We start from the raw sequence: 2,845 nt of genomic DNA, 5'->3' as shown, positions 1-2,845 counted from the left end.
CTCTCACCAACGTTCACACGTATCTGGGCTTCATCATGATTGGCCTCGTTGGAGTCCACCTGGCGGTGGGATTCAGGAGTATGCTCGTAATGCTGAAGTCCGCATTTAAGAGCTCAAAGGCAAAGGTGGTGGCTGGCCTGATAATTCCAATACTGCTCATAGCAGTTGGGTTCCAGGCGTTTTCAGCGTATACGGGCGAAGAGGAAACAACATACGAATCGTATGACTCATACTATGAAGAATCAACTAACTCAACGGTCTACATAACGGGCACGATGATGAAGTACTACACCGTCCAGGAGCTCGCCAAGGAGTTCAACGTTTCAACAGACGCGCTGATAGAAAAGCTGAAGGAGAAGGGAATAGAGGCAACCCCGGACGAGAAGCTCGTTGAGATTGAGTACAAGTACGACCTGGACAGGGAGGAGTTCAAGGCCATGTTGGAGGAGATTATAGCGGAGCTTCGGGGTGAGAACGGATGAGAAGGACGGGTTTCCTCCTGATGGCCCTCCTCTTCCTGGCCATCTTTGGAGCCGGATGTATAACGAGCTCAAGCACGACAACCGGCACGGGCTCGGCTACCATGGGCCCTCCTGCGGATAAAGGCTACGGGGCCGGTGCAAGCACAGGAGTAGTGGACGTCTCGGCGTATCCCGTTGAAAATCTGAGCCCGGAGGAGGTCGAGGCAATACTCTATATGAGGGAGGAAGAGAAGCTCGCCAGAGACGTGTATCTTACACTTTATAACAAGACGGGGCTCCCAATATTCGAGAACATAGCGAGGAGCGAGCAGACCCATATGGACATGGTGCTCGAGCTCATTAAGAAATACAACCTGACCGACCCCGTTGCAGGGATGGGAGTTGGCGAATTCAACAGCACGGAAATGCGGGAACTCTACGAAAAGCTCGTTGCACAGGGGAGTGAAAGCGACGTTGAAGCCCTTAAAGTGGGTGCATTGATTGAGGAGATTGACATCAAGGATCTGGACGAGTGGCTAAAGCACGTGGACAACCAAGACATAAAGGCCGTCTTTGAGAGCCTGAGAAACGGAAGTGAGAACCACCTAAGAGCCTTTACAAGGTTGCTCCAGAACAGGTATGGTATTACCTACACACCACAAGTACTGAGTGAAGACGAATACAGGAGTATTGTTGGTTGAGCGGAAAGCTTTTTATCTCTTTTTTCCTAACCCCCTCCAGGCCCAATCAGCGGTGTTGACCATGGTGCAGAGTATCGAGGAGCTGGCAAGGTTTTGTGATGCACTCTCAAATCCAGTGAGGGTTAAGATACTAAAGTTGCTCTGTGAAAAGGAGTGGTACGTTTACGAGCTCGCCAAGACCCTCGGAATTTCGAGGCAACTTCTCTATCTGCACCTCAAAAAGCTTGAAAAAGCCGGCCTTGTCGAGAGCGAGCTTCGACTTGAGCCCGACGACCCGAGGGCCAAGAAGTACTATCGGGCCAAGCCCTTCAAGCTGGTCATAGACAACGACGTTGTAAAGCGCCTGGAGGGATGAAAATGCCTTGGGGGGGAGGATACATGTCAACACCCAGCGGATGGATAAGTATAATCCTCGGCCTTATCATCCTCGTCGTGTTAATCTTTGCGTTCTATCAGGTGAACAAAACGCTGAACGAGTTCAAGGTTGAGTTGGAGAAGCTAAAGAACGCACTCGAAGAAACGAGGAAAAACACAGAAGAAATAAGGAAGAAGCTCGAGGAAGTCTAACCGAACAGTAGCTCAAACTCTTTTTTCATTATACTTCTGTTCATCAACAGGTGAGCTGTTATCAAAACCATCATGAAAATTCCATATCTAGCCCTAAGTTTCAAAAAGTCGAGCTGAGTCATTCCTAAGAAATGCCCCTGTTTGGAAGATATGAGCGTCCCCAAAGTTATAAAGATAACACCCATGAATGCCACGAGCAACACCAATGAAAAAATGGCTTTTACCCTGAGCTTTTTCTTCATCTTTGGATTTTTCTTGGCCTCTTCAAAAACCTTAGACATTGGATCCATAGTATCACCCACTCCCCCAACGGCCACGCTTTTATAAACCTTCGCTCCACACATCTGGCCATTTTAGCGTTTAGACGGAAACTTTAATTAAGTTAGGATTCCTAATTTTTGCGGTGTGAAGAATGCCACGGGTTTCTGACCTCAAGAGGATAGGCGATGACAAGGTTACTTCAATAGGAATGGGGACGTGGGGAATCGGTGGCTATGAGAGTCCCGACTACTCAAGGGATAGAGAAAGCGTTGAAGTCCTCCGTTACGGCCTTGAGCTTGGAATGAACCTCATCGATACTGCCGAATTCTACGGAGCGGGCCACAGCGAAGAGCTCGTTGGAAAAGCAATAAAGGGCTTTGACAGGGAGGAAATCTTCATCATCAGCAAGGTCTGGCCGACGAACTTCGGTTATGAAAAAGCCAGGAAAGCCGCGAGGGCCAGCGTAAAGAGACTCGGTACCTACATAGACCTCTACCTCCTCCACTGGCCGGGGGAAAGCTGGAAAAAGATAGAGGAGACCCTTCACGCTTTGGAAGAGCTCGTTGATAAGGGGCTTATCAGATACATTGGAATCAGCAACTTCGACCTTGAACTGCTCAAAAGAAGCCAGGAAGCCATGAGAAAGTACGAGATTGTGGCGAACGAGGTAAAATATTCGCTCCGCGATAGGTGGCCCGAAACGAATGGTCTGCTCGATTACATGAAAAGGGAAAAGATGGCGTTGATTGCCTACACTCCACTGGAGAAGGGAACGTTAGCTAAAAACGAATGCCTTGCCGAGATTGGGAGGAAATACGAAAGAACTGCCGCTCAGGTCGCTTTAAACTACCTCAT

The 2,845-nt window shown here is 48.9% G+C and carries 6 protein-coding genes; 5 read left to right on the top strand and 1 reads right to left on the bottom strand.

Features of this window, described 5'->3' with window-relative positions; genetic code table 11:
- The 4 genes from MVG27_RS02620 to MVG27_RS02605 all read left to right on the top strand — a co-directional run.
- Nucleotides 1-482: translation initiation factor IF-2 N-terminal domain-containing protein (locus MVG27_RS02620; RefSeq protein WP_297556109.1), on the top strand; the 482-nt coding region annotated here is incomplete at its 5' end.
- Complete coding sequence (locus tag MVG27_RS02615) at nt 479-1,162, top strand: DUF2202 domain-containing protein (protein WP_297548840.1); 684 nt, start codon at nt 479-481, stop codon at nt 1,160-1,162. The genes MVG27_RS02620 and MVG27_RS02615, both read left to right, overlap by 4 nt.
- 61 nt (nt 1,163-1,223) lie before the next feature.
- Nucleotides 1,224-1,517: a winged helix-turn-helix domain-containing protein gene (locus MVG27_RS02610; RefSeq protein WP_297065112.1), complete on the top strand. Its 294-nt coding sequence runs from the start codon at nt 1,224-1,226 to the stop codon at nt 1,515-1,517.
- A 2-nt stretch (nt 1,518-1,519) separates the two neighbouring features.
- Nucleotides 1,520-1,729, top strand: coding sequence for a hypothetical protein (locus tag MVG27_RS02605; protein ID WP_297548854.1), 210 nt, complete (start codon nt 1,520-1,522; stop codon nt 1,727-1,729).
- Here MVG27_RS02605 and MVG27_RS02600 read toward each other — a convergent pair.
- Complete coding sequence (locus tag MVG27_RS02600) at nt 1,726-2,046, bottom strand: hypothetical protein (protein WP_297548838.1); 321 nt, start codon at nt 2,044-2,046, stop codon at nt 1,726-1,728. The two genes, MVG27_RS02605 and MVG27_RS02600, sit on opposite strands and share 4 nt — an antisense overlap.
- Before the next feature lie 95 nt (nt 2,047-2,141).
- Here MVG27_RS02600 and MVG27_RS02595 point away from each other — a divergent pair.
- On the top strand, nt 2,142-2,845 hold a 704-nt coding region (locus MVG27_RS02595), incomplete at its 3' end, for an aldo/keto reductase (protein WP_297556106.1).

The organism is Thermococcus sp., assembly GCF_027011145.1.
GTDB lineage: Archaea > Methanobacteriota_B > Thermococci > Thermococcales > Thermococcaceae > Thermococcus.
The sequence above is the reverse complement of the archived record's forward strand: the minus strand, read 5'-3'. Positions and strand labels throughout refer to the sequence as shown.